Source organism: Streptomyces sp. NPDC102279, from assembly GCF_044766365.1.
In the GTDB taxonomy this organism is placed as follows: Bacteria; Actinomycetota; Actinomycetes; order Streptomycetales; family Streptomycetaceae; genus Streptomyces.
The window spans coordinates 33,365-52,432 of record NZ_JBIWLU010000002.1 but is presented as its reverse complement, the minus strand read 5'-3'; the positions used below and the strand labels follow the sequence as shown (position 1 = coordinate 52,432).

General features: G+C 68.3%; 16 protein-coding genes. 11 read left to right on the top strand and 5 right to left on the bottom strand.

Going from position 1 to position 19,068, the window contains the following annotated elements; genetic code table 11:
* Nucleotides 1-93: 93 nt before the first annotated feature.
* The 3 genes from ACIRQH_RS03745 to ACIRQH_RS03735 form a co-directional block, all read right to left on the bottom strand.
* A complete protein-coding gene (locus tag ACIRQH_RS03745) occupies nt 94-495 on the bottom strand; it encodes a hypothetical protein (protein ID WP_404224051.1) in 402 nt (133 codons plus the stop codon).
* A 198-nt stretch (nt 496-693) separates the two neighbouring features.
* Nucleotides 694-1,500, bottom strand: a complete 807-nt coding sequence (locus ACIRQH_RS03740; protein ID WP_388882219.1) for an ArsR/SmtB family transcription factor — start codon at nt 1,498-1,500, stop codon at nt 694-696.
* A 780-nt stretch (nt 1,501-2,280) separates the two neighbouring features.
* Nucleotides 2,281-4,065 carry a PucR family transcriptional regulator gene (locus ACIRQH_RS03735; RefSeq protein WP_404224048.1) on the bottom strand — a complete coding sequence of 595 codons (1,785 nt, stop codon included), beginning with the start codon at nt 4,063-4,065 and terminating at the stop codon, nt 2,281-2,283.
* 509 nt (nt 4,066-4,574) lie between these two features.
* Between ACIRQH_RS03735 and dnaK the strand changes: the two genes are divergently transcribed.
* The 8 genes from dnaK to ACIRQH_RS03695 are packed head-to-tail and all read left to right on the top strand — an operon-like array spanning nt 4,575 to nt 13,590.
* Nucleotides 4,575-6,473 carry a molecular chaperone DnaK gene (gene dnaK / locus ACIRQH_RS03730; protein ID WP_388882225.1) on the top strand — a complete coding sequence of 633 codons (1,899 nt, stop codon included), beginning with the start codon at nt 4,575-4,577 and terminating at the stop codon, nt 6,471-6,473.
* Between the two features lie 8 nt (nt 6,474-6,481).
* Nucleotides 6,482-7,093 carry a nucleotide exchange factor GrpE gene (grpE, locus tag ACIRQH_RS03725; RefSeq protein WP_388882227.1) on the top strand — a complete coding sequence of 204 codons (612 nt, stop codon included), beginning with the start codon at nt 6,482-6,484 and terminating at the stop codon, nt 7,091-7,093.
* Nucleotides 7,094-7,099: 6 nt separating this feature from the next.
* Complete coding sequence (locus ACIRQH_RS03720; RefSeq protein WP_388882231.1) at nt 7,100-8,053, top strand: DnaJ C-terminal domain-containing protein; 954 nt, start codon at nt 7,100-7,102, stop codon at nt 8,051-8,053.
* Complete coding sequence (locus ACIRQH_RS03715) at nt 8,053-8,457, top strand: chaperone modulator CbpM (RefSeq protein ID WP_404224045.1); 405 nt, start codon at nt 8,053-8,055, stop codon at nt 8,455-8,457. The genes ACIRQH_RS03720 and ACIRQH_RS03715 overlap by 1 nt, the downstream gene beginning before the upstream one ends.
* Entirely contained in the window at nt 8,448-11,087 is a 2,640-nt protein-coding gene (clpB, locus tag ACIRQH_RS03710; RefSeq protein WP_404224043.1) for an ATP-dependent chaperone ClpB, read from the top strand. Before ACIRQH_RS03715 ends, clpB begins: the two co-directional genes overlap by 10 nt.
* Nucleotides 11,084-11,542, top strand: coding sequence for a thioredoxin (gene trxA, locus ACIRQH_RS03705; RefSeq protein WP_404224041.1), 459 nt, complete (start codon nt 11,084-11,086; stop codon nt 11,540-11,542). The genes clpB and trxA overlap by 4 nt, the downstream gene beginning before the upstream one ends.
* A gap of 6 nt (nt 11,543-11,548) precedes the next feature.
* Nucleotides 11,549-11,809 carry a UBP-type zinc finger domain-containing protein gene (locus tag ACIRQH_RS03700; protein ID WP_388882243.1) on the top strand — a complete coding sequence of 87 codons (261 nt, stop codon included), beginning with the start codon at nt 11,549-11,551 and terminating at the stop codon, nt 11,807-11,809.
* Entirely contained in the window at nt 11,809-13,590 is a 1,782-nt protein-coding gene (locus ACIRQH_RS03695) for an FAD-dependent oxidoreductase (RefSeq protein ID WP_404224039.1), read from the top strand. Before ACIRQH_RS03700 ends, ACIRQH_RS03695 begins: the two co-directional genes overlap by 1 nt.
* A gap of 242 nt (nt 13,591-13,832) precedes the next feature.
* On the opposite strand, the gene ACIRQH_RS03690 is transcribed toward ACIRQH_RS03695, so the two are convergent.
* Entirely contained in the window at nt 13,833-14,030 is a 198-nt protein-coding gene (locus ACIRQH_RS03690) for a hypothetical protein (protein WP_388882249.1), read from the bottom strand.
* A 145-nt stretch (nt 14,031-14,175) separates the two neighbouring features.
* Between ACIRQH_RS03690 and ACIRQH_RS03685 the strand changes: the two genes are divergently transcribed.
* Together ACIRQH_RS03685 and ACIRQH_RS03680 are read left to right on the top strand one after the other, a co-directional pair.
* Nucleotides 14,176-16,107, top strand: a complete 1,932-nt coding sequence (locus ACIRQH_RS03685; RefSeq protein WP_388882252.1) for an MFS transporter — start codon at nt 14,176-14,178, stop codon at nt 16,105-16,107.
* Between the two features lie 21 nt (nt 16,108-16,128).
* The gene (locus tag ACIRQH_RS03680) at nt 16,129-16,521 is read left to right on the top strand and encodes a DUF2267 domain-containing protein (RefSeq protein ID WP_388882255.1); all 393 of its coding nucleotides are present in this window, start codon (nt 16,129-16,131) and stop codon (nt 16,519-16,521) included.
* A gap of 411 nt (nt 16,522-16,932) precedes the next feature.
* Here the strand turns inward: ACIRQH_RS03680 and ACIRQH_RS03675 are convergent, their stop codons facing one another.
* On the bottom strand, nt 16,933-17,382 hold the full coding sequence (locus ACIRQH_RS03675; RefSeq protein WP_388882258.1) for a DUF1931 family protein: 450 nt from the start codon (nt 17,380-17,382) through the stop codon (nt 16,933-16,935).
* 281 nt (nt 17,383-17,663) lie between these two features.
* Here ACIRQH_RS03675 and ACIRQH_RS03670 point away from each other — a divergent pair, with 281 nt between their 5' ends.
* The gene (locus ACIRQH_RS03670; protein WP_404224036.1) at nt 17,664-18,980 is read left to right on the top strand and encodes a hypothetical protein; all 1,317 of its coding nucleotides are present in this window, start codon (nt 17,664-17,666) and stop codon (nt 18,978-18,980) included.
* The last annotated feature ends 88 nt before the right edge of the window (nt 18,981-19,068 follow it).

The window sequence follows — 19,068 nt, the reverse complement described above, 5'->3', positions numbered from 1 at the left end:
TGCGGGGCGCTGCTCTCGGAGATCCAGGTGTGGGCGCCGGCCACCGCCTCGGCCTCCAGCCTCGACACGATGTCGTCCGACCGGACGGACGGGTCAGGGCCGGTTGTACTGCACGCACTTGAGTGGGTTCGCGTTCGCATCGTCGACACAGACGATGACAAACGCGGCCCCGCCGGGTACATCCGCAGGGACTGTGGTCTTGATCGGATACGTCACGTCGCACTGAGTGCTGGTGCTCCTGGCGTCGAGCCAGTTTGCAGAGGCGGTGTACGTGCCGACCCACGCCCGTCGGCAGCCGACGGCACGAAGTGTTCCATCGGCCCCGACCGACCGGTTGGACCAAGTCAGGGTGCCGCGGGCGTAACTGGCCCCGTATGTAACGTCGAAAGCGGTGGTCGGGTAGGCGGCTGTCTGCGCGCCGGCGGCGGGAGCACCCAACAAGGTGCCCGCGGTCAGCACGACGGAACCGACGGCGGCAGCGAGATGAGTCTTCATACGATCTCCAGAATGGGATGGGCCCGTTGCGGCTTCACATACTGGGCGGGTCGACCACCTGCGGCCTATCTCTTAAGTCACGGCTTAAAGCGGGACGGGACGGCGGGCGCACCGCTTCATGTACCTCGGCACGAGTGTCCGGTGGCACCCGCGCCGGGCTGCACCGCGTTCACCGGTCCGACGCCGTGCCGCGGGGCCTCACGGTTCGGTGAGGCCACCGGTCTGCAACAGGGACAGCCCGAGGGGAGTGATGAGGTGCAGCACGGACCCGCCTCGGCGGCTGGTGGTGATGAGGTCCGTGTTCCGTAGCACGGTCGCGTGCTGACTGGCCGCTGCGGCCGTGACGTTGAGGCGCCGGGCCAACTCGCTCGTCGTGCAGCCCTCTGCTGTCACATGCAGGGCGGCAGCTCGCGTGCGGCCTAGCAGAGACTCCAGGTTCCGCACGGCTGAGCCGTCCGCTTCTGCCGGGCCGGTGCCGGTCAGCGGCCGACGGAGAGCCGGCACGGTCAGTCGGGGTGGCTGGGCGGTATCGAGCGGGTCCCACAGAAAGCTCACCGGGTGCTTCGAGAAGATCGTGGGCGTGATGATCAGCCCCCTTCCCCGGAGATGTACCTCGACTCGGCGCGGGTAGGGAGCTTCGAGCACCGGCGGGCGCCAGCGGACCAGTGGTGCGCAGATCGATCGCAGCAGCAGATCGATTCCTCCCTCCAGCTCCAGGTTCGCGAAACGGGTGGACAGCGCGACCAGTTCGGACCGCCCTTGATGCCAGTAAGGCTCTACGGTCAGCCGATGGCAGGCGCGCACGGCCCCGGCGAGTTCCCGCCGCGCGTCACGGTCGCCCTCGGACACCCGCTTGGCCCATGGCAGTTGTCCGGGGTGGAAGTGGAGACCTTCGAACTCGCGCCGTAGCCGGGACACCGGGGCGTGCAGCAGGTTGTCCACGGCGTGGTCCAGAGACGGCACATCGCCCATCAGGGCCAGCAGATCAAGCCCGGGACCTCGCATCGGAACCAGGGACGTCAGGGGGCGCGTGTCGGCTCCCATCCGGCCTGCGACCCCCGACCGCCACGTGCGGAAGTGTGGAAGCTCCCGGTCATCTCTCAGGAGTTCCAGGCTGTAGTAGACCTCCGCTGCCACGCCGATCGTTGCGGCCACTCGTATGCGGGCGAGGTCTTCCGTCGTGAAGTGAATGCGTAACACCGACCGGCCTCCTGCCAGCGAAGTAGAGCGCGTGAGCGCACCCCAGCATGCCCCAACCCGGTGCGCCTGATGGGGTATTCAGGCGTGGCCGCGCCTCCATCACGACCACCTGTCGTGATCCACACCAGGATCCGCCGGGACAAGGCCGAAGTGATCCGGGACCTGCTGCGCATGGCGCGTACGCCCGACAGTGTTCCCCTGCCGGCACGGGGGAAGGCGCCGTGTGGCACGCCGGCGAGCACGCTCAGTGCAGCCGGAAGGGCCTGGCCGTACAGCGGGTTGAGTGCGCCCGATGGGGGCTGGGCTGGAGCCGAGCACGGCAGCCGGGGCGCATGCCTCGGTTCTGCTCCGACGCACGCAAGCAAGCCAACTGGCGTGACGGGGCTCGGGGCAAACAGTAGGGGTGGGCACGAGCAAGCATTCGAGTCCGGACCAGTCCAACAAGCCCACCGGGCTGCGGTGGGTGCGCCTTGCTCCGGCCTCGGAGGTCGGGAGCCCTCAGCCCCGATGCCCAGGACGTCGCGGGCTCGGCCCCGTACTCGCCCGGCTCTCGCCCTTCGCGCGCCAGAGATATCCAGTGCGGCGTCAGCCGTGTCCGCGCAGCACGATCTTCCACACTCGGGTCGCCACCTGGAGATTGAGCCGGTCCTCTACATTTGCGAGGTCGCTGCCGGTGATGTCGCGGATGCGCTGGAGCCGATAGCGCAGGGTGCTGCGGTGGATCGCGAGGGAATCTGCGGTCTCGTCGTAGTTCCCACCGCAGTCGAAGTACCGGGACAAGGTCTCCACCATGGCCGTCTGGTGCCGGGAGTCGTAGTCGATGAGTTGCTGGAGCCACTCGTTGACGAACGTCTCCAACTCCCGGTAGTCGTTGCCGGGTCCCAGGATGCGGTAGAGGCCTAGCTCGTCAAAATACGTTGCGCCGTAGGGCTCGCAGGAGTGGAGGCGTACCTCCAAGGCGCGCTGCGCCTCCCGGTAGCGGTGCGGAATGTCGTCCGGGCAGTCGCTGGGTGCGCTCACCCCGATGCCTCCGGACCGTGTTCCGGTCTCCCGGGCGATTGCTTCGTATAGGGCCCGGGCGTTCGGCCTGTCGTCGGCGATCAGGACCACGTGGTCGGAACGTCGAGTCAAGAGCGAGCGGATGCCTACGGCGGCAGCCGCCCGGCTCACGGTCTGGGTGAGAGAATCGTCGGCCGCCCGGTTCAACCACTGCACCACGACGATGTAGGGAGTGCGGTGCAGGTCATGACCGACTGCTTCGGATCGGGCGTAGGCGCTCGCCTCGTCCGTGCCTGCCAGAAGGTCGTCGACGAGCTCACGGTGGAGCCTCAGCTCCACCTCGGCCAGATGGTGCAGGTGTGCCATTTCCAGGGAGAGCGACGTAGTGGCGTGTTCCAGCGCGAGCACCGTGTACTCGTCGGCCACGTCTCGAGTATCGATCAGTGCAAGCACGCCCAGGACTTCGCCGTGCGGCCGGACCAAGGTGATCAGCCGGTCCTTTATCCTCACGGGGCCGACCTCCCGGGCGACGGCGTGCAGCATTTCCTCCTGGCGTATGGGGTCTGGTTCAGGATAGGGATCGGGACGGCTGGGGCCGGTCCAGGACCTCAGTCGGCCGAAGCGGTCCTCAATGAGTGTGGGGAGGCCGGTAAGCGTGTGCAGTGCGCGGGTGATGGCTTTCTCGCCGCCCCCTGCGGCAGCGACATCGGCCATGAACACTTGAACGGCCCTTTGATACCCCAGCTCAGCCACTGTGGAGATCAGCTGTTTCTGCAGGGCCGTACGGGTCTCTCTCAGTTGGTGCAGCTCCGTCGCGTCTCCGAGGTGGCGGCGCTGTGCGCCGGCGACTGACAGAGCAACAGCGGCGTGCCGGACCAGCGTGGCGAGCAGTGAGCGCTCGGCATCAGTGGGCCGCGAGGCCGACGTCACGATGAGGTAGCCGTGGAGTCTCTCCAGCCTGCGCAATCCCAGCGCGCGGCCCCAGTGCCTGCCGGGGACATTCACCGGGCCGTCCCGCCCGCCCAGCTCTTCCACCTTCCGGTCCAGTGCCACGGCGTGTATCTGCTCGTTTGCGGGACTGGGGACCAGGCGGCCGTCCACTTTGAGGTATCCGGCCTCGGCACTGTAGGGCCCCGCGGCGGCTATGTGCTCCATGGCCAGGCGCAGGATTTCATCTTCGTCCCGCGTATCGAACAGGGCGCTGGACAGTGCTATCACCGCTTGGGCGTGGTCGCCCGCAGGTGGAGTGAGCGTGGGCGGGCTCGGACCTGCCATCGTGCCCGCCGGGGGCCGCACGGAACTGCCCCACGAAGGGGTGCCCTCCCGGTCGGAGCAGCAGCGATACAGGTTGTGCGCCCTGCTGCCGGCCATGGGATCTCCGTTCTCCCGAGCCTCTATAGCGGGAGGCAAGGGTTACACCAAGTATCCCCTCATGGGCTGCCTGAAGCGAGAAAACATAGCTCCCTGTCTCTTGTACGTGTAGGCCCACTGAGCCCGCGCATTTCCGACCCGGCAGGTGCAAGCGGGGAGCCACTCGGCTCGCCATCCTGAGGGTGTTCGCAACCTTCGCGCCCACCGGCGGAGGAAGGGCACAACCCGTGGCCCTCGGGGTGTACGGGCTGACCTGAGCAGCGCTCTCAGGGCGCCGGGGCGGGCAACCTGCTGCACGCCTGTCGTCGGCGCCGTCACCGGGGCCTCGTATTGCTCTGGCCGGGGTGGCGGGGACGGTACGGGGCCGTCGATGACGAGGTGCCCGCCAACGCGGCTCCCATCCTGATCGGCGCGCCGCAGAACCCCGGTGGATCAGTGGGGGCCATCCAAATCGAAACGAACGTGATTCGCACAGCCGGCACATGCCGCCGCACCGGGAGGAGCTCCTCATGGCTAAGGCAGTGGGTATCGATCTGGGCACCACGAACTCGGTGATCGCCGTGTGGGAGGGCGGAGAGCCGACGGTCGTGCCCAACAGCGAGGGCAACCGGACCACACCATCAGTGGTCGCCTTCACCGACACCGGCGAGCGTCTGGTAGGCCAGATGGCCCGCCGCCAGGCGATTCTCAATCCCAAGGGCACCATCTACTCGGCCAAGCGGTTCGTCGGACGGCACTTTGACGAGATCTCCGATGAAGCCAAGGCGGTGACGTACGACGTCGTCGAGGGCGACGGCGGGGCGGCCCGCTTCAAGGTGCGCGACAAGCTGTACGCGCCCGAGGAGATCAGCGCGCAGGTGCTGCGCAAACTGGCCGACGACGCCTCCAAGCAGCTGGGGGAACGAGTCACGGAGGCGGTCATCACGGTGCCCGCCTACTTCAACGACGCTCAGCGCACCGCCACCAAGGATGCCGGACGGATCGCCGGCCTGGAGGTGCTGCGGATCATCAACGAGCCGACCGCGGCCGCTCTCGCGTACGGCGTGGACAAGAAGCAGCACGAGACGGTGCTCGTCTTCGACCTCGGCGGCGGCACCTTCGACGTGAGCATCCTCGACGTCGGCGACGGCGTGGTCGAGGTGCGCTCCACCGCCGGTGACAGCCATCTGGGCGGCGACGACTTCGACCGTCGTCTGGTGGATCACCTCGCGGACGACTTTCAGAAGGAGAACGGCATCGACCTGCGCAAGGACCCACAGGCTCTACAACGATTGTTCGAGGCGGCGGAGAAGGCCAAAACCGAGCTCAGTTCGGTGACGCAGACGCAGGTCAGCCTGCCGTTCATCACCGCCGACGCCTCGGGCCCCAAGCACCTCACCGACTCGATCATGCGGTCTACGTTCGAGCAGATCACCGGCGACCTGGTGGAACGCTGCCTGGGGCCGGTCCAGCAGGCCATGGCCGACGCGAAGGTGGGCGAGAGTGACATCGACGAGGTCATACTCGTCGGCGGCTCCACCCGCATTCCCGCTGTCCAGGCCCTGGTGCGGAGGCTGACAGGGGGCAAGGAACCCAACATGAGTGTCAACCCCGACGAGGTCGTCGCCCTGGGCGCCGCCATCCAGGCCGGGGTGCTCAAGGGTGAGGTCAAGGACGTCCTGCTGCTCGACGTCACACCTCTGTCACTGGGCGTTGAGACGCGTGGTGGAGTGATGACGAAGATCATCGAACGGAACACCACGATCCCGGTGCGCCGCAGCGAGACCTTCTCCACAGCCGAGGACAACCAGCCGGCCGTCGATGTGGTGGTCCTCCAGGGCGAGCGGGAACGAGCCGCCGACAACCGGGTGCTCGGCCGGTTCCAGCTCACGGACATCCGGCCGGCGCCGCGCGGCGAACCGCAGATCGAGGTCATCTTCGACATCGACGCCAACGGCATCCTCAACGTCACCGCGCGAGACAAGGACACCGGCAAGGAACAGGGCATCACCATCAGCGAAAGCTCCAACCTGGACCGCGGTGAGGTCGAACGCATGGTCCAGGAAGCCGAACGCAATCAGGGCCAGGACCAGGCGCTCCGCGAGGCGGTCGACGCCCGCAACGAGCTCGACGCCGTCGCCTACCAGATCGAGAAGCGCCTCGCCGAACTGGGCGAGGCAGCGCCCGCGCACGAGAAGGCACGCGCGGAGACGCTGGTGTCCGACGCCCGGCAGGCCGTCAAGGAAGAAGCGGGCGTCGAGCGCGTGCGGCCCCTGACGTCCGAACTTCACCAGGTGCTCGCGGCGCTGGCGGCCCATCAGGGCGCCGCCGCCGCGGATGGGCCCGGTCAGGGCCCCGCCACCAGTGGTCCGACGAGCGGTGGTGGCGGTGACGATGATGTCATCGACGCCGAGTTCGACAAGGACTGAGGTGCGTCATGCCCAGTCACCCTCAGGAATCCGACCGGGCCGCTTCTGATCCGGTCGAACCGGCCCCGGCGGGCGGTGTACACCCTCCACGCGGAGATCTGCCGCAACCGGGCCCGCCGCCCCGGCAGGAAGCGGGGCGCGACGAACCGGGACCCGACGCCGCCGGCCCCGCGCCTGTCGAGGACGAGTACACGGCCGAGCTCCAGGAACTGGAGGACCGGTGGCGGCGCGCGCTCGCCGACCTCGACAACCTGCGCAAACGTCACGCCAGGGAACTGGAGCGCGAGCGGACGGTCGAGCGATCCCGTACCGCGGCCGCCTTCCTGCCCGTCCTCGACAACCTCGAGCTCGCCCTGACCCACGCCGGGATCGATCCGGGCCCGATCGTGGAAGGGGTCCGGGCGGTGCGCGACCAGGCGGTGAACGTGCTGGAACTGCTCGGCTACCCGCGGCACGCGGAGACCGGCATCGCCTTCGACCCGGCCCGGCACGAGGTGGTCGGAGTGGTGCAGGATCCCGACGCCGCACCGGGCACGGTCATCGAGGTGCTGCGCCCGGGCTATGGCGACGGCGAACGGCAGCTCCGGCCCGCCGCCGTGACCGTCGCGAAACGGGAGTGACCAGTCATGGCACGGGACTTCTACGAGGTGCTGGGCGTGTCACGGACCGCGAGCCAGGACGAGATCCAGCAGGCATATCGCAGGCTTGCCCGCAGGTACCACCCCGACGTCAACAAGGACCCGGGGGCGGAGGAACGCTTCAAGGACCTCAATGAGGCCTACAGCGCCCTGTCGGACCCGAAATCGCGGGCCCGCTACGACCGCTTTGGCGAGGATTTCCGCAAAGTCCCCGAGGACTTCGACGAACAGGTCGGGGCCGGAGCGCACGGCGGCTTCCGCGCTCGCAGGACCGCAGGCGGCGGGGGCGGCCCCCGTGTCCGGTACAGCACCGGCTTCGGCGATGACTTCGGATCGGAGGGCATCGACATCGAGGACCTGTTCGGGTCCATGTTCGGGGCCGGCGCCGCCCCGGGCGGCGTCCCCGGAGCGGACCAGGAGGCCGAGCTGCCGCTCACCGTCGAAGAGGCGTACCGGGGCGGCCGTCGCACCGTCACGCTGGCCGGTCCCTCCGGGCAGCCGCGGAGATACGAGGTCGAGGTGCCGGCGGGCGTCACCGAAGGCCAGCGCATCCGGCTGGCCGGTGAGGGCGGCCGGGGCAGTGGTGAGGCTCCCGGAGGCGACCTGTACCTGCGGGTGCGGATCGAGCCGCACCCCCGGTTCCGGCTGGACGGCCGGGATGTGCGCGTCCAGCTCCCGGTCGCCCCCTGGGAGGCGGCTCTGGGTGCGACCGTGCCGGTGCCCACCCCCGGCGGTGGTACGGCAAAGGTCACGGTGCCCGCGGGCTCGTCCAGCGGTCGGCGGCTACGGCTGCGCGGCGAGGGCATGCCGAACCCGCGTGGCGCGAACGGTGACCTGTACGCCGAACTCCGCATCGTGGTGCCGCCGACCCTCGGCGATCGGGAGCGCGAACTGTTCGAGGAGCTCGCCAGTGCCTCCTCGTTCGACCCCAGGAGGACGTGATGAACGACCGACCCGAGGGAGCGGCAGGCTTCGGCCGGGCGAGCGGCGACCGTCGAGTCCGACCAGGCGCCGACGTCAGTGCCTCGACGGCTGTCCGGTACGCCCTCGTGCCGGTTACCAGGCTCTCCCTGGCAGCTGTGGCCCGTGGCTCGGGCCTTCACCCCGATCTGATCCGCCGGTTCGTCGCCCTCGGCCTGGTCGACGCCCAGCGCGACGCGGCGGGGCATCTGGTGTTCGATGCCACGGCCCCGGCGGTCCTCGCCCGCGTCCAGCGGCTGCGTTCCGGACTCTGCCTCAACTACGCATCCATCGGCCTGGTGCTCGACTTGCTCGATCGCATCAGCCTGCTCGAAGCCGCCTTGCGAGGCCACGGCACGAGGAGTGAATCACCCCCATGGACATGAACCGCCTCACCCAGAAGTCCCAGGAAGCCCTGCAGGAGGCCCAGGACGCCGCCGGCCGCCTGGGCCACACCGAGGTCGACGGCGAGCATCTGCTGCTCGCCCTCCTCGAACAGGAGGAGGGCCTGATCCCGCGGCTGCTCCAGCAAGCGGGCACCGACCCCGACCAACTGCGCACGGCCGTGCGCGAGGAACTCTCGCGTCGCCCGAAGGTGACGGGACCCGGCGCCGCGCCGGGCCAGGTCTTCGTCACTCAGCGCCTGGCCCGGCTGCTCGACACGGCCGAGCGGGAGGCCAAACGTCTCAAGGACGAGTACGTGTCCGTGGAGCACCTGCTGTTGGCCCTGGCCGAGGAGGGCTCAGGAACTGCCGCCGGACGTCTGCTCAACCAGGCCGGCGTCACCAGCGACTCGTTCCTGAGCGCGCTCACCCAGGTCCGCGGCAATCAGCGGGTCACCTCCGCCAACCCCGAGGTGGCCTACGAGGCCCTGGAGAAGTACGGCCGTGATCTCGTCACCGAAGCCAAGGAGGGCAGGCTCGACCCGGTCATCGGTCGGGATGCCGAAATCCGCCGCGTCACCCAGATCCTCAGCCGCAAGTCCAAGAACAACCCCGTCCTCATCGGCGACCCCGGTGTCGGCAAGACCGCCATTGTCGAGGGCCTCGCCCAGCGCATCGTGCGCGGCGACGTGCCCGAGGGACTCCGCGACAAGATCGTGTTCGCCCTCGACATGGGATCACTGGTTGCCGGCGCCAAATACCGTGGTGAGTTCGAGGAACGCCTCAAGGCCGTCCTGTCGGAAGTGAAGGCGGCACAGGGCGGCATCCTGCTCTTCGTCGACGAACTGCACACGGTCGTCGGCGCGGGCGCCGCCGAAGGGGCCATGGACGCGGGCAACATGCTCAAGCCGATGCTCGCCCGCGGCGAACTCCACATGATCGGCGCCACCACCCTCGACGAGTACCGCAAGTACATCGAGAAGGACGCCGCCCTCGAGCGCCGCTTCCAGCAGGTCCTGGTCGACGAGCCGAGCGTGGAGGACACCGTCTCCATCCTGCGTGGACTGCGCGAACGCCTGGAAGTCTTCCACGGCGTGAAGATCCAGGACACCTCGCTGGTCGCCGCGGCGACGCTCTCCCACCGCTACATCACCGACCGGTTCCTGCCCGACAAGGCGATCGACCTCGTCGATGAAGCGTGCGCCCGGCTGCGTACGGAGATCGACTCGATGCCCGCCGAACTCGACGAGATCACTCGCCGCGTCACTCGTCTGGAGATCGAGGAGGCCGCCCTGTCCAAGGAGAGCGACCCCGCCAGTAGGACTCGGCTTGAGGAACTGCGCAGGGAACTGGCCGACCTGCGCGGCGAGGCCGACGCCAAGCACGCGCAGTGGGAGGCCGAACGACAGGCGATCCGCCGCGTGCAGGAGCTGCGCCAGGAACTGGAGCAGGTCCGCCACGAGGCGGAGGAGGCCGAACGCGCCTATGACCTCAACCGCGCGGCCGAACTCCGCTACGGCCGCCTCCAGGACCTTGAGCGCCGACTCGTCGCAGAGGAGGAGCAGTTGGCCGCCAAACAGGGACAGAACCGACTGCTGCGCGAGGTCGTCACCGAGGAAGAGATCTCCGAGATCGTCGCCGCCTGGACCGGCATCCCCGTCGCCCGCCTCCAGGAGGGCGAACGCGAGAAACTGCTGCGCCTCGACGAGATCCTGCGCGAACGCGTCATCGGCCAGGACGAAGCCGTCAAGCTCGTCGCCGACGCCGTCATCCGGGCCCGCTCCGGCATCCGTGACCCCCGCCGCCCCATCGGTTCGTTCATCTTCCTCGGTCCCACCGGCGTCGGAAAGACCGAGCTTGCCAAATCCCTCGCCCGGGCCCTGTTCGACTCCGAGGAGAACATCGTCCGCCTCGACATGAGCGAGTACCAGGAGAGGCACACCGTCAGCCGCCTCATGGGCGCACCCCCCGGATACGTCGGCTACGAGGAAGGCGGCCAGCTCACCGAGGCCGTGCGCCGCAAGCCGTACTCGGTTGTGCTGTTCGACGAGATCGAGAAGGCGCACACCGATGTCTTCAACACCCTGCTGCAGATCCTCGATGACGGTCGCATCACCGATGCTCAGGGCCACACCGTCGACTTCCGCAACACCGTGATCATCATGACGTCGAACATCGGCTCCGAGTACCTGCTCGACGGCGCCGCCCCCCAAGGTGAGATCAAGCCGGACGCGCGCGCCCTGGTCATGGGCGAGCTGCGCGGGCACTTCCGCCCGGAGTTCCTCAACCGCGTCGACGACATCGTGCTGTTCAGACCACTCGGTGAGCGGCAGATCGAGCGGATCGTGGAGCTGCAGTTCGACGAACTGCGGCAGCGGCTCGGCGAACGCCGCATCACCGTCCGCCTCACCGACGCAGCCCGGGAGCTCATCTCCCACCAAGGCTACGACCCGGTATACGGGGCCCGGCCGCTGCGGCGTTACATCTCCCACGAGGTCGAGACACTTGTCGGACGCGCCCTCCTGCGCGGGGACGTCCAAGACGGTGCGACGGTGCGGGTCGACGCCAAGCACGGCGAGCTGGTGGTCAGCTACGACCAGCCCCAGGACGTGGAGGGAGCGAGGGCGGCATGAGCAGCGTGGAAGTCGCCAACGTCACCTGCCCGCACTGCGGGCGCACCAACCGGGTGCCCGCCGCCGCCGAGGGCCGCCCCCGGTGCGGCAACTGCAAGCAGCCTCTGCCGTGGATGGCCGACGCGGGCGACGACGACTTCACCGAGGTAGTCGAGCGGGCCACCGTACCCGTCGTCGTGGACCTGTGGGCCACCTGGTGCGGCCCCTGCCGCATGGTGAGCCCCGCGCTGGAGGAGGTCGCCACCGAACTCGCCGGCACGATCAAGCTGGTCAAGGTCGACATCGACAAGAACCCGCGCCTGGCGCGGCGGTTCGAGGTCCAGGCGGTACCGACGCTGCTGGTGCTCGACAAAGGACAGACCATCGCCCGGCAGGCGGGCGCCGCGCCTGCACCTGCCCTGCGTCGGTGGGTGGAGCAGTCGATCGCGGGCCGTGAACCGGCCGGGAAAGGATGAACAGCCATGACCGTACGAACCGACCCCCACCTCGCCCTCGTACGCCCCGTCACCCCTAGCTCCCCAGGGTGCGAGGAGTGCCTGGCCACACATTCCTCCTGGGTCCACCTCAGGCTCTGCCTCACCTGCGGCCACGTCGGCTGCTGTGATTCCTCGCCGAACCGGCACGCTCGCCGTCACGCCGCCGCCGACGGCCACCCGATCGTGGCCTCGTTGGAGACCGGCGAGAGCTGGCGGTGGTGCTTCGTCCACGAGGCGTTCGTGTGATGTCCGGCGACGAGACGCAGCCTGGCGCACCCGTGCCGGACGACGCCGAGGCCGAGAGTGTCCCCTTCGAGACGCCCGACATCTACGGCGCCTATCCCCGCCTGTCGGAGGACCAGACGGCCCGCCTGGCGCAGCATGGCCGACGGCGCGCGGCTGAGGCCGGTGACGTGCTGATCCGAGAGGGGGAGCGGTGCGAGATGTTCTACGTCGTCCTCAGTGGCTCGGTCGCCATCGTCGAGGGCTACGGCACGCCCGGTGAACGCTTGCTGCGGGTGCACGGCCCCGGCCGCTTCATCGGCGAACTGGGCCTCTTGAACGAACAGGTGGCCTTCTACACCGCCGTGGTCAGGGACCCCGGCGATGTCCTCACCCTGACCATGGATCAGCTGCGTGACCTGGTGACCCGGGATTCCGTGCTCGGTGATGTGGTGCTGCGAGCCTGCCTGGGCCGCCGTGCTCTGCTCGTCGGACAGGGCGCCGGTTTCCGCATCATCGGCTCGCGCTATTCGCCCGACACCCGGCGGCTGCGCGAGTTCGCCACACGCAACCGACTGCCGCACCGCTGGATCGACCTGGAGACGGACGGGGAAGCCGAGGCGCTGCTGCGCCGCTTCGCGGTCGGTCCGGAGCAGACGCCGCTGGTGATCTGGCGGGACACGACCCTGCTGCGCAATCCGAGCAACGCCGAACTGGCCCGGCTCATCGGCCTGCCGCCCCTGCGGTCCGGCAACGGCCGCGGTGATCTCCTGATCGTCGGCTCGGGTCCGGCCGGTCTCGCCGCCGCGGTGAATGCCGCATCCGAGGGTCTCGACACGACCGTGGTCGAGGCGCTGGCCACCGGTGGCCAGGCCGGGACGTCCTCCCGCATCGACAACTGCTTCGGTTTCCCTTCCGGCATCTCCGGCGCCGAACTAACCGATCGTGCTGTGCTCCAGGCCGGCAAGTTCGGCGCTCGGATCAGCGTTCCGACGGAGGCGGCCCGGCTTGAAAGGCGGGACGGCTACTTCACCGTCAGGTTCGCCGACGACAGCGAAGTCACCGCCCGTACCGTCGTCCTGGCCACCGGCGCCCGCTACCGCCGTCTCCAGGTGCCCGGCGCAGAGCCGTTCGAGGGCTCGAGCATCCACTACTCGGCGACCCTCTATGAGGCCCAACAGTGCGGCAGCGACCCGGTGGCGGTGGTCGGCGGCGGCAACTCCGCCGGCCAGGCTGCGCTCTTCCTGGCCGGATATGCATCGCAGGTGTATCTGCTCGTCCGTGGGCCGAGCCTCGAAGCGCATATGTCCCGCTACCTGATCGATCAGATCGAGCGTCACCCGCGTGTGCGGATGCTGCTGCATACGGAGGTGAGCGAGGCATCCGGCGGCAAGACGTTGGACGCGGTCACCGTGGTGGACCGCCGCACGGGCGAGCACCGCGACCTCGCGGTGCGTGCCCTGTTCGTCTTCACGGGCGCAGACCCTCGCACCGCATGGCTGTCCGACGCGCTCGCCCTGGACGCGCGCGGCTACGTGCTCACCGGCGCGGAGGCACAAGCCTGCTCCGTTCCCGAACTGTGGCAGAGCCAGGGCCGCGACTGCCTGACGTTGGAGACCAGCCTCCCCGGCGTCTTCGCCGTCGGCGACGTCCGCAGCGGTTCGGTAAAGCGTGTGGCCTCCGCGGTCGGCGAAGGCGCGATGAGCATTCACTTCGTGCACCGCTACCTGGGCTACACGGCGGCCTCCGGCGGCACCGACAGGTCTCCGCACACCCGTCCGAAGGAGTCCGCTTGGCTCGCTTGACACCCGGGGTGCGACGAGATCACCAGAAGAACAAGGAGGCGATGGGAATGACCACGCCGACGCCCGTCCGGCGCCAACGCGGTGGCGCAGTGCAGGCCAGGCCCCATGGCTGGCGGCTGAGACGCGAACGCCGCGGTTCGGGCAACCGTCCGGCACCGCGGCCAGCGGCGAGGCCGGACCCCCTGAGGTGCCTCATGAATGACGTAGGCGTCACAACCTGGCGGCGGGTATTCGGCACGCCGCTACCCGTCAGCCTGCTTGTGGTGCCGCAGACGCCAGGCGCGCAGCAGCCGAAGGGGGAGAAGGCCCAGCGGCGCTCGCCGGCCCAGGTCCGCCTGGTCCTCGCGGTCGAACGCCCGCGCGTAACGGTCGGCGTCCAGGGCCGTCGGATAGTGCTTGCTCCCCCCTGCTCCGCACCCACGCGCACAGCGCCAGAGCATCGCGTCGCCCTCATGCCGAAAGCGAAAACGGTGTCCCAGAAGGTGGCAGCGCAGCACAGCACACCACCCTATGCGGTCCGGTCCGTTCCGGCCTGTTCTGTCGCTCTCCACGCACAGCCCACGGCCCTGAACGAGGAGGTACGGCATGACCACCACCGCTGAGCTCGGTGTCGTCACGACCAAGGTCCCCGCCCGACTTGACCGGCTACCGTGGTCCCGATTCCACTGGCGTATTGTCATCGGTCTGGGAGCCGTCTGGATTCTGGACGGACTCGAAGTGACCATCGTCGGGGCCGTTGCCGCCCGTATGACCGAGCCGGGCAGCGGCATCAACCTGACCAGCGCCGACATAGGCACTGCCGCCGCCATCTACGTGGCCGGCGCATGCGTGGGCGCTCTCCTGTTCGGGAGACTCACTGACCGATACGGGCGCAAGAAACTGTTCATGCTCACGCTCGGTATCTACGTCCTCGCCACCGTCGCGACCGCCTTCGCCCACGACGTTTGGTTCCTTTATCTCGCCCGATTCATCACCGGCATGGGCATCGGCGGAGAGTACGCCGCGATCAACTCGGCCATCGACGAGCTGATTCCGGCCCGCAACCGCGGGCGGGTGGATCTCGCTGTCAACGGCAGCTACTGGGTCGGTGCGGCGCTCGGCAGCCTCGTCGCCGTGCTGCTTCTCAACGAGAGCCTGCTGGAAGCCGACCTCGGCTGGCGGCTGGCCTTCGGCCTGGGCGGCATTCTCGGCCTGGGCATCATGCTGGTCCGCCGCCACGTGCCGGAGAGTCCGCGCTGGCTGTTCATCCACGGGCATCAGGCCGACGCTGAACGCATCGTCGACCGGATCGAGGCCGAGGTGCGCCAGGAGACCGGGCGCGAGCTGGAGGAACCGGGCGAGGCGGTCACCGTACGGCAGCGCGACGTCATTCCGTTCACGGAGATCGCCGGCGTGGCTCTTCGACGATATCCCCGTCGCGCTGTCCTCGGTCTGGCGCTCTTCGTCGGGCAGGCGTTCCTGTACAACGCGATCGTTTTCGACCTGGGCACGATCCTGAACGGCTTCTTCGACATCGGCTCGGGCTCGATCCCCTACTTCCTTGCCCTCTTCGCGATCGCCAACTTCCTCGGACCACTCCTCCTCGGCCGGCTCTTCGACACCGTTGGCAGAAAGCCGATGATCGCGGGCACCTACTTCGGCTCGGCGCTCGTGGCAGCCGTCCTTGCCGCCCTGCTGATCAACGGCTCCCTGACGACGACGTGGTTCTTCGTGCTGGTCTCGTTGACCTTCTTCGTGGCCTCCGCGGGAGCGAGTTCGGCATACCTGACGGTGAGCGAGGTCTTCCCCATGGAGACTCGAGCCCTCTCCATCTCGCTGTTCTTCGCGATCGGCACGGCCGTGGGCGGAATCACCGGCCCCCTGCTGTTCGGCCACTTGATTCACAGCGGAAATGCGGACCTGGTGGCCATCGGCTTCCTCGTCGGAGCGGCAGCCATGGCCCTGGGCGGCCTGGCCGAGGTCTTCTTCGGTGTCCAGGCCGAACAAAAGTCCCTGGAGAACATCGCCCGGCCGCTCACCGCTGAGGAGTCCGAGGCAGCCTGGCGCAACGAACCCGCCCCACAGGACGCACGAGACGGCCTCCGCCCCGCGAGCGTTCGGCGGGCCGCGCGCGAGCGGAAACTGCGGATTGCCGACCGCACCGCCCGCCGACGGGAGCGTGAGCGCGCCGGAGCCCGACGCTATCGCCCGGGCAGCGGGCCGGGCAGCAGCCTGTACTCGCCGGGTATGGCCGGCACGGCGGGCACGGCAAGCCGTACGTCTGCCATGGCCGAACAACGGCTCGACGACGAGATCGAGCAGATCACCCACGCGCTCCAGGAAGGCGGCCCGACGAGCCGCGACCGACTCGAAGAGGTTTTGGGCGGCCGTTCCTGGGGCCCCGGTCGCTTCAGCCGAGCCTTGCGTGAGTCCGAGCGGGAGTCCCGGGCCGAGGGCCTTGCGAACGGCAGCTACGCGCCGCCGGACAAACCCGGCCGACCCGACCGCCCACCAGGTGACACCAGTGGTCAGCGGTGACTGGGCAGAAGGAAGGCAGCGATGAAATACGACGGATTCCTCGCCCGCGTGCGCGAACGAGGCGAATACAACGACCAAGACGAAGCCGCGGACGTCACCAACGCCGTGCTGGAAGTGCTGGCCCTACGGATCAGTCCGGGAGAGACCAAGGACCTCGCATCCCAACTGCCCGGCCCGCTGCGAGGAGTTCTGGACCGGGCCACGCCGCAGCAGGCGAAGAGCTTTGGGATCGAGGAGTTCTACCGTCGGGTCGCCGATCGCATTCATGCTCGGCCGCGTACGGCCCAGTGGGACGCCAGTGCGGTCCTGACCACCGTTGCCGACGCTGTCACCGGCGGAGAGCTGAATCAGATCATCAGCCAACTCCCCTCCAGCTACGCGGTTCTGTTCGGCAAGGCCGACCTTGCGGACTGAGCCGTGGCTTGCGGACTGAGCCGTGGGGCGCCGTGTCTGTCGAGCGCGATGATCGTCCGCCAGTCCGGTGGGATGTTGCGATCGGCCCCATGGCAAGCGTGGGATGAGGGGCCGTCCACGTCGTATGCAGTCCTGCGAGCCGACTCTCAGGTTTCCCCTTTTCGCCGGGAGCATCTTGCTCCGGGGTGAGGCCGCATCGCTACGACGACCGGCTGTGCCGAGGCGGGGGATGGCATCGATGAGCGGCAGCGCTCCCGGTGTGCTCTGCCCCGCTGCGGTCGACCGGGTGATGCTGCGGTGAAGCGCGGCGGGCGTAAGGGTTCCGCTGATGTCACCAACAAATCGGCGATCGCGCGCCGAGCTATTCGGCCGCGGCCTGCGCTGCCTGGTCCGCGCGGCTCACACCAGGAGTCACACCAGGAGGTCGAAGACGGCTCGGGCCTGATCCCAGTGCTGAGTCCGGGGATTCTTAAGGTCGGGCTGGAGGATCTTGAAGCTCCGACCAAGGGCCAGGCTGAGTCCGCCGATGATGTCCGGATAGGTGGCCTCGGTCTCCTCGTCGGGTGTGCGATCCAGAGTGGGGTGGGTGGCGAGCTGTTCCAGGATCGGCTTGAGTTCTACTTCCTGGTCGATCTTGCGGAACTGGTGAATGCTCTCTTGCAGGCCCTTCGTGATCGGCAGGTCGCAGGTACGGATGATGTCGCGCCCGTTGGCCTTGGCGGTGGCCTGAGCGACGGTCAGCAGATCGTAGAACTTGGCGTCGACGAAGTCGCTGTAGCGCTTGAGATCATTCTTGTCGACGTCCAGCCCCGCGGCCGCGCGGAAGAACCTTTCGAACCTGGCGATGGACATCACGGTCATGACGACAACCTCCGACTGTGGCCGCCGGGGCGGTCCCCGGCCTCCTGGGCTTCCCTTCAGCGTGGCCGACGAGGTGTGTAAACGCATGCGCATGTCGGGCCTAATTGGCCTCCCTCTATTGCCCTGTCAGGACCAGGTGTCCGGCCGCCTGGGTACGCAGACCAGCATGCCAATCGACAGCAGGGTGACCATCGCCACGCTCAGTGACCCCACATAAAGGGTGTCCTCGGAGGCCGCTGCTCATGAGGCCGAACGCTGCGTGGCGAGTGCGAGGGAGGCCGGTGAACAGCTGGATCGAGCTGCTACTCCGGGACCGGACACCGAAGCGGGCGGGCGTGGCGCGGCGTACGGGGCGGAATTGGGGTATTGCCAGGGTGTTCGTGGCGGTACGCCTGATTGTGCTCACCTTTGGGGCATCCTGTGGGCGCGCGATCGTGGGGGCGGCTGACAAGAAGGGTCCAGGCATGCGGGTGTCGTCCGAGGGTGTGACGGTCGTGGCTCTCCTGGCAGATCCGGACGCGCCGACGGAGATCGCGGAGCGCATGGCCCGGATCCTTCCTGCCCGGCTGGCTGAAAAGGTGGGACAGGGGCGACGGTTCGATGTCAAGGTGGTCAGTGAGCCCTTCACCGCAGAGACCGAGGACCTGGCCACCCTGATGGACCGGATCACGGATCGGGCGAGGGCGGAGGACTGGGACATGGTGGTGGCCCTCACTGACCTTCCGATGCACTCCCACGGGCGCAAGCTCGCTGTGAATCTGGATCACGAGCACGGCCTGGCACTGCTGTCTCTTCCTGCTCTGGGGGGCTTTCGGCTTCAGAAGAGGGCTCGACGGGCTGTGGAAGAAGCCGTGCTCGCCTTGGCCGGGCCGCAGGTCACCGGCACTGGCGAACGTCGGCAAGGTCAGCCGCACCCTGGGCCCTTCGCCGGCCCTCTCACGCCTATTCATCCCGGCCCCGTCGGTGAGAACGAGAGTGTCGATCTTCGGTATGTCGTCAGCGGACTGCGCGGATATGCGACGGTGCTTGCCGGTATGGTCCGCGCCAACCGGCCATGGCGGCTGGTGCCGGGCTTGTCGAAAGCCCTGGCGGCCGCACTCGCCACCGGCGCCATCGCCACCGTGAATTCCACCGTCTGGAGCCTGGCCGAGGCCCTCAGTACGCCGCGCCTCGTGATCGCCATGGTCGGGTCTGTCGCCCTGATGATCGGCTGGCTGATCGTGGACGCGCAACTGTGGCATCGCTCAGATGAGACCTCGCTGGAAACGAAGGTGAAAACGAGGCTCTACAACGCCTCGACGGTCCTGACCGTAGGTATTGGTGTGGTCGTCTGCTATGTCGGGCTGATGGTCATCAACTTGATGTGGGCGCTATTCATCCTCAACGACCGGGTATTCGCTTCCATGACACGGACCCCGCTGCAGGCCACGGAGTACTTGACCTTGTCCTGGTTCGTCGCTTCGACCGCGACCGTGGGCGGCGCGCTGGGATCGGGGGTGGAGAGCGACGAGGCGATCCGGGCAGCCGCCTACTCCAAGCGCGAACAGGAGCGTCGACAGATGCTCGAGGACGACCGCGGCGACCAGCCTTCGAATTGATCCGCGTCGGCGTCGCGTCCGGGGCGAGGAGGACGCGTACGGTTCGCCGCCGGAGCGACGAAGCTCGCGTGGCGGCCCGGCGGCGAAC

Excerpts from the sequence above, each read along its gene's own strand:
- ACIRQH_RS03745 (WP_404224051.1), bottom strand. The coding sequence starts at position 495 with ATGAAGACTCATCTCGCTGCCGCCGTCGGTTCCGTCGTGCTGACCGCG.
- ACIRQH_RS03740 (WP_388882219.1), bottom strand. The coding sequence starts at position 1,500 with ATGCGAGGTCCCGGGCTTGATCTGCTGGCCCTGATGGGCGATGTGCCG.
- ACIRQH_RS03735 (WP_404224048.1), bottom strand. The coding sequence starts at position 4,065 with ATGGCCGGCAGCAGGGCGCACAACCTGTATCGCTGCTGCTCCGACCGG.
- dnaK (WP_388882225.1), top strand. The coding sequence starts at position 4,575 with ATGGCTAAGGCAGTGGGTATCGATCTGGGCACCACGAACTCGGTGATC.
- grpE (WP_388882227.1), top strand. The coding sequence starts at position 6,482 with ATGCCCAGTCACCCTCAGGAATCCGACCGGGCCGCTTCTGATCCGGTC.
- ACIRQH_RS03720 (WP_388882231.1), top strand. The coding sequence starts at position 7,100 with ATGGCACGGGACTTCTACGAGGTGCTGGGCGTGTCACGGACCGCGAGC.
- ACIRQH_RS03715 (WP_404224045.1), top strand. The coding sequence starts at position 8,053 with ATGAACGACCGACCCGAGGGAGCGGCAGGCTTCGGCCGGGCGAGCGGC.
- clpB (WP_404224043.1), top strand. The coding sequence starts at position 8,448 with ATGGACATGAACCGCCTCACCCAGAAGTCCCAGGAAGCCCTGCAGGAG.
- trxA (WP_404224041.1), top strand. The coding sequence starts at position 11,084 with ATGAGCAGCGTGGAAGTCGCCAACGTCACCTGCCCGCACTGCGGGCGC.
- ACIRQH_RS03700 (WP_388882243.1), top strand. The coding sequence starts at position 11,549 with ATGACCGTACGAACCGACCCCCACCTCGCCCTCGTACGCCCCGTCACC.
- ACIRQH_RS03695 (WP_404224039.1), top strand. The coding sequence starts at position 11,809 with ATGTCCGGCGACGAGACGCAGCCTGGCGCACCCGTGCCGGACGACGCC.
- ACIRQH_RS03690 (WP_388882249.1), bottom strand. The coding sequence starts at position 14,030 with ATGCTCTGGCGCTGTGCGCGTGGGTGCGGAGCAGGGGGGAGCAAGCAC.
- ACIRQH_RS03685 (WP_388882252.1), top strand. The coding sequence starts at position 14,176 with ATGACCACCACCGCTGAGCTCGGTGTCGTCACGACCAAGGTCCCCGCC.
- ACIRQH_RS03680 (WP_388882255.1), top strand. The coding sequence starts at position 16,129 with ATGAAATACGACGGATTCCTCGCCCGCGTGCGCGAACGAGGCGAATAC.
- ACIRQH_RS03675 (WP_388882258.1), bottom strand. The coding sequence starts at position 17,382 with ATGACCGTGATGTCCATCGCCAGGTTCGAAAGGTTCTTCCGCGCGGCC.